Genomic DNA, 4331 nt, shown 5'->3' with positions numbered 1-4331 from the left:
CGTGTTCGTGCTCGGTTCGGCGCTGTCCGCGGCAATCGGCACCGGCGTCAAGGCGGCCTCGACAGTGGCCTCGGGAGCAGGGGCGACCGCAAACGCCGGGAACGACGGAGGCAGCGACGCGACTTCGTATTTCGTCGATGCGCTGTTCCGCCCGACCGATCCTTCCAGGCTGGCGGCGCCGGGCGCGGAGGGCGATGCGACAGCAGCCGCACAAGCTTCCCGCATCCTCATTACGAGTGCGGCGGCCGGCGAAGTCTCGGCCGACGACAAGACTTATCTAGGCCAACTCGTGGCCGCTCGCACTGGCTTGTCGCAAGCGGATGCTACTGCCCGGGTTGATGCGGTGCTTGCTCAGGTCGAGGCGGCCAAAGTCCAAGCACAGGAAGCAGCCGACACAGCTAGAAAAGCCGGCGCCACCTTCGCGCTGGTTGGCGCGCTTTCTCTCATCATCGGTGCGTTCATCGCCAGCGCAGCAGCAGCGTTAGGCGGCAAGCAGCGCGACGACGAAGAAGACGCGCTCTATCTCACAGCAAGTCGAGGCTGAAGACGTCTACTCCCGGCCGACCGAGAGGATCGGCCGGACTCTATCTCCCGCCACGCTCTCTTGTTATTGTGCAGTGCAGCAACGATATTGCTGCCCACGCGTTGCACAGATTGCCGTCCATTCCGGGCGTCAGAACAGGGACGGCCCATTGCGAGAAATCTCCGACACCATCGCCCGCCTCTCCGCGCTGCAGGCGCGACATGCCGTACATCCCGCCGACCTCGGTGCGTCAGACCAACTCCGGACGCTGGCCGACTTCGGTACCAATCCCGGCGGGTTGGGAGCGAAGGTCTACATTCCCAATGACCTATTCAAGGGCGCCGCAGTCGTCGTCGTGCTGCATGGCTGCACACAGAACGCGGTCGGCTATAACCATCATTCCGGCTGGTCCCAACTCGCCGACGAGGCTGGCTTCGCGCTGCTCTTTCCCGAACAGCAACGCGGCAACAACCCGAACCTCTGTTTCAACTGGTTCCAGCCTGGCGACACCAAGCGTGGTTCGGGCGAGGTGCTTTCGATTCGCCAGATGATCGAGACGATGGTCGTCACCCACGACCTCGACCGAAGGCGAATCTTCATCACCGGCCTCTCGGCCGGAGGCGCAATGGCGGCGGCCATGCTGGCGACCTATCCGGAAGTGTTTGCCGGCGGTGCGTTAATCGCCGGCCTGCCCTACGGCAGCGCAACGACAATCCCGGAGGCCTTCGATCGCATGCGGGGCCACGGCGGTCCTTCGGAACAGGATTTGCAACGGGCCCTCCGCGGCGCATCGGATCATCAGGGACCGTGGCCGAGGATTTCGATTTGGCACGGTGCTGCTGACCACACGGTTTCGCCTTCCAACGCGGAAGCGATCGCAGGCCAATGGCGGGGAGTCCACCGGCTTGAGAAAGCGCCGACGCGTCGCGAAGTTGCCGGATCGCACGCAAAGCAAGTCTGGCGTAACGGCGCGGGAGAGGCCTTGATCGAAATCAACATGATCGCCGGGATGGGCCATGGCACGCCGCTCGGCAACGGCCTGGGCGCTCCGGGACCTTATATGCTTGATGTCGGCATCTCCTCCACACGCGAGATCGCGCAGTTCTGGGGGATCTCGGCAACGGAGGAAAGCGCCTCCCGGAAATCGAGGCCGCAAGTGCCCGTCAACCAACCGCCACTACCCCAGTCACCGGCGCCAGGTATAGAAAATGCGAAGACGAAGCCCCCACAGTCGACTGCCATCCATCAGTTCCCGCGTCACCCGGAATCGGGCCAGCCCGGCGTGAAGAAGATCATCGAGGATGCCCTGCGGGCAGCGGGCCTGATGCGCTAGGCGGGCGGCGCAAATCGCTCGCCGGCTGTCTCGCCGGCCCGCGAAGGTCAAGCGGCTCCGACCAGGCAAGGGAACGCGTCGTTCTTTGGAATTGGTAACCGCTTTTCAGCGAGCAGTCGCCATGCACCTCGTCCAGATCCTGCTTCCTCGCGCGGACGACACCGGTCGCCCATTTGGCCGGAAAGATTTCGACCGTGTGAAGGAAGACCCTGGCCAGCCGTTTCGAAGGCGTCATGGCCTATCTGCAGGCGCTTGCGGAAGGTCATTGGCAGGATGGCGAGCAGTCCAGCAAAGATGATATCGTCATCTTCGAAGTGATGGTGGATGATATCGACCTGCCGGACTGGCGCGAACGGCGCGCAGAGCTAGAACGGCGGTTCCGGCAGGACACGGTGATCACCCGCTACATGCCAATGCCGCTCGTATAGAGGCCGTTATCGTGTATCCATCAACGTCAATCCGCAAGACCGAGTACGATCCGGAGACAAGGGTTCTCTCGGTGTGGTTCGTCGCGAGCGGCAGGCGTTATGACTACGAGGCTGTGCCGCCGGAGACCTATGCGGCGTTCCGAAACGCCTTCGTAAAGGGCCGGTTCTTCAACGACCACTTTCGCGACCGTTTCCGGCACCGCCTGATTGCCGAAGCATAGCGATCGTTGCCTGCACGCGGAGACTCATGCGCCGGTTTCGGAGTTTGACGCGCCGGCTGGCTTTGATTCCGGTGAGCCCTTTGTGGCGTAGGAAAATCGACAGCAGGACCAGGACGGCCGTCGACATGAATTCCGACTGCCAGTTCTGAAAGGACTCGAACCATAGCTGGGCGTCGAGAAGATAGTCTCCCAGGGATTGAACCTCGCCGCCGTGCCGAAGCGCCTCCTCGTTCGCGGCCGCCAGGCTCGCCCACCAATGCAAGGCAAATGAGATGATGAACAGCAGGGCCAGCGCCAAGCCCAGCGAGTATGAATAGAGCCACGACAGGATCGGGTTGCGCCTGCGGGTGGCGGTCGGAAGTTCGTCCTCGGGCCGGTTGGGATCATCGGGATCACGAGACTCGGCGGAACCGCGCTGGAACAGCATTGCAGTCAGCATGACATAGGCCGACATCTGCAGGAATTCGCTTTCCCAGTTTTCGAAGAGCGCCGAGAGGAAGTCGCCGCTTTTCAAATAAGCCAACAGTCCGATCGCTGCCGAGCCATGCTCACGAAGTTCTTCATTGTAGGCAGAATGCCCCGACCAGATCATGCCGAGTGCGCTGAACAGGAACATCGCCACCAGGGCGATCGTAAGCCCGTTGTCCCGAAATATGGTTCTCATGATCTTGTCTCCCACGGAGCCTTCGGCTAGCGCCAGTTCTCCAGAACCTCTTCAATCCTCACCGCCTCGACTTGCTCGCTGAAGCGAGAGCGGTAGAGCTCCATCAGTGCGTCATGCATCTGGTCGACCGAACTGCAGATGGCATCGGTCGCAAGGACGACACGAAAAATCACGGTCGATGGCGCCGAGGACCGTGGCAAGCACGCAGACATCGGTTTCGCCGCCGGTGATGACCAGCGTGTCGATCCCTGACCCATTGAGCATCGCGTCGAGCCGGCCTTCAGTCCACGGCGAATAGACATGCTTGTCGAGCGTTCTTGCCGGCGGCACGAACCGCGCCAGAGAAGGCATCAGATCGACGAGGCCGGCATCCATGTTGGCAAGGGTGACCTGAGCGTCTGAGTCGTAGGCAGAACTCTCTGCCGCGCGACGAGGGCAATGAGCCAAGCCCAGTCGCAAAGCAAAAGAGAACGCTCGAACCGAGGGAACTCAGCCTCTACCTGCGAACTGTCTCCGGACCTCGAGCATTCTGAGCATTCACGGGGAGGCGAGGTGTTTCTTGTTCATTGCGCGTCGCGGCAACGGCCGCAACGAACGCCTTCGCCGCCGCGTCACACATAGTCCGCGAAGGCCCGTTAGAATAAAGAATGACCTTCGCAGCTTTCAGTGAGAGACCATGCTTTTGCGCGAAGAATTCAACCTCATACGAGTGGTTCTCGGAGGCGGGGTCGGGATTGCTTTTGATCTTGCCCATACGGGCCGTGTACGCGGATATACGAACCCAGCCTATATCAAATGTTAGTGCCGGAACCGAATCGGCGCAGCAATATTAGAGCGTCATGAGCACGCGCGGCGCTGATTTTCTATATCGCTGGATTTCTAGCATATGCCTGAGGGCGCGATCGGTGATCCAGTGTTGGTAGTAACCGACCTGGCTGATAGCGCCATGAAGGCCGCGGGTGCACAAGGCATCGCCAGTGGCGACATCGACGAAGAGATCGGAAGCGTTTACGAAGTGATTATCCATGCCTTGCAACGTCGACGTGGCGGACGAGCAGATTGAGGGCACGCACAGGGACAGCGCCGTTACCTTCTGGAAATCTGACAAACACCCGAGCGAAGTATTCACCGCGGCTCCCGCACCATGCTGAGATAGGTTGGA

5 protein-coding genes and 2 pseudogenes are annotated in these 4331 nt (G+C 61.1%); 4 read left to right on the top strand and 3 right to left on the bottom strand.

Translation table 11 applies throughout. From position 1 onward, the window contains the following. From AC0L3I_RS36630 to AC0L3I_RS36615, 4 genes and pseudogenes are all read left to right on the top strand, one after another. Positions 1–544, top strand: a pseudogene (locus tag AC0L3I_RS36630) (hypothetical protein); the annotation flags it as partial. A gap of 148 nt (positions 545–692) precedes the next feature. Beyond that, complete coding sequence (locus tag AC0L3I_RS36625) at positions 693–1856, top strand: extracellular catalytic domain type 1 short-chain-length polyhydroxyalkanoate depolymerase (protein WP_473530190.1); 1164 nt, start codon at positions 693–695, stop codon at positions 1854–1856. A 233-nt stretch (positions 1857–2089) separates the two neighbouring features. After that, positions 2090–2284 carry a hypothetical protein gene (locus AC0L3I_RS36620; RefSeq protein ID WP_473530189.1) on the top strand — a complete coding sequence of 65 codons (195 nt, stop codon included), beginning with the start codon at positions 2090–2092 and terminating at the stop codon, positions 2282–2284. An 11-nt stretch (positions 2285–2295) separates the two neighbouring features. Continuing rightward, positions 2296–2505 (top strand): KTSC domain-containing protein, encoded by a 210-nt coding sequence (locus AC0L3I_RS36615; protein WP_473530188.1) that lies wholly within the window; start codon positions 2296–2298, stop codon positions 2503–2505. 24 nt (positions 2506–2529) lie between these two features. Here the strand turns inward: AC0L3I_RS36615 and AC0L3I_RS36610 are convergent. The 3 genes and pseudogenes from AC0L3I_RS36610 to AC0L3I_RS36600 all read right to left on the bottom strand — a co-directional run. Further along, a pseudogene (locus tag AC0L3I_RS36610) lies at positions 2530–3169 on the bottom strand (DUF6766 family protein). A gap of 111 nt (positions 3170–3280) precedes the next feature. Further along, a complete protein-coding gene (locus AC0L3I_RS36605) occupies positions 3281–3544 on the bottom strand; it encodes an isochorismatase family protein (protein ID WP_473530187.1) in 264 nt (87 codons plus the stop codon). Between the two features lie 454 nt (positions 3545–3998). Further along, positions 3999–4331: hypothetical protein (locus AC0L3I_RS36600; RefSeq protein ID WP_473530186.1), on the bottom strand; the 333-nt coding region annotated here is incomplete at its 5' end.

It is taken from the genome of Mesorhizobium sp. WSM4840 (genome assembly GCF_055811755.1).
Note: the sequence above shows the minus strand (reverse complement) of the source record. Positions and strands in the feature narration are given on the sequence as shown.